The organism is Kitasatospora sp. NPDC091257 (genome assembly GCF_044757675.1).
Lineage (GTDB): Bacteria > Actinomycetota > Actinomycetes > Streptomycetales > Streptomycetaceae > Kitasatospora > Kitasatospora lactacystinica.
The window spans coordinates 1-1408 of sequence record NZ_JBIVVI010001698.1 but is presented as its reverse complement, the minus strand read 5'-3'; the positions used below and the strand labels follow the sequence as shown (position 1 = coordinate 1408).

Below are 1408 nucleotides of genomic sequence, written 5' to 3'. Positions count from 1 at the left end.
TCAACCCGCGCGGGGCGGACGGACGTCGACGGTGAGGAAGGCGGGGCGGCGGGCGGCGAAGAGGAGGACGGCGGCGACGCAGGCGAGGCCGCCGGTGATCACGGAGGTGGCGGGGTTGGTGAGGGCGGCGACGGTGCCGGACTCGAAGTCGCCGAGGCGGGGGCCGCCGGCCACGACCACGATGAAGATGCCCTGGAGGCGGCCGCGCATCTCGTCCGGGGCCGCGACCTGCATCATCGTGTTGCGGAAGATCATGCTGACGGTGTCGGCGCAGCCGGCGACCGCGAGCAGCAGGAGGCCGAGCCAGAGGTTGTGGAGGGCGCCGAAGGCCGCGATGGCCAGGCCCCAGGCGGCGACGGCGGCGAGGATGGCGGCGCCCTGGCGGTGCACGCGGCCGACCCAGCCGGAGAAGAGCGCGCCGATCAGGGCGCCGACGGCCGGGGCGGAGACCAGCAGGCCGACGGTGCCGGCGTCGCCGCCGTAGAAGGTGACCGCGATGGCCGGGAAGAGGGCGCGCGGCATGCCGAAGACCATGGCGGCCAGGTCGGCGAGGAAGCTGGTTCGCAGGTTGGGCTGGTCGCGCAGGAAGCGGAGGCCGTCCAGGACGGAGGCACGGCCCTTGCGTTCGCCGAGCGGCCGCATGGCGGGCAGGCGCCACATCGCGTAGAGGGTGCCGGTGAAGGCGACGGTGTCGATCAGGTAGGCGGCCTGGGCGCCGTAGGTGCCGATGAGGACGCCGCCGAGCATCGGGCCGACGGTGAGGCCGAGGTTCATGCTGACGGTGTTCAGGGCGTTCGCCGCCGGGAGTTGGTGGCTGGGCACCAGGCGGGGAATCATCGCGGACCGGGCGGGCGAGCTGATCGCGAAGAACCCGGCCTGGGCGGCGACAGCGGCGTACAGGACGGCGACCAGCCCGAGGCCGGCCAGTGCCTGCGCGGCCAGGGCGGCGGAGACGACGGCCAGACCGGCCGAGCCGATCAGGCCCAGCCTGCGCCGGTCGACGGTGTCGGCGATCGCGCCGCCGTAGAGGCCGAAGGCGACCAGCGGGACGAGGGAGAAGATGCCGACCAGGCCGGTCGCGAAGGCGGAGCCGGTCAGTTCGTAGACCTGGACGGAGACGGCGACGGCCGTCATCTGCTGGCCTATGGAGGAGATGGCCTGCCCGGCCCAGACCCGGCGGTAGTCGGGGTGGTCGCGCAGCGGGCTGAGGTCGGCGAACGCCCGCCGGTACCAGGGTGAGCCGGCCGCCGGTCCCGGCCCGGGTCCGCCTCCCGGCCCGGGATCGGGTTCTGACTCGGCGGCGGAGTGCGAGGGGGCGGCGTCCAGTGTCGTCCACGCCTGCGGCGAGTCGACGATCAGGAACATCCGCTGCTCCACGCAGAGTGCCTGGGCGGCCGAGACGACCGTG

1 protein-coding gene is annotated in these 1408 nt (G+C 74.2%); it reads right to left on the bottom strand.

From position 1 onward, the window contains the following. Complete coding sequence (locus ACIQOV_RS41380; protein WP_401056300.1) at window positions 1-1365, bottom strand: MFS transporter; 1365 nt, start codon at window positions 1363-1365, stop codon at window positions 1-3. Window positions 1366-1408: the final 43 nt, after the last annotated feature.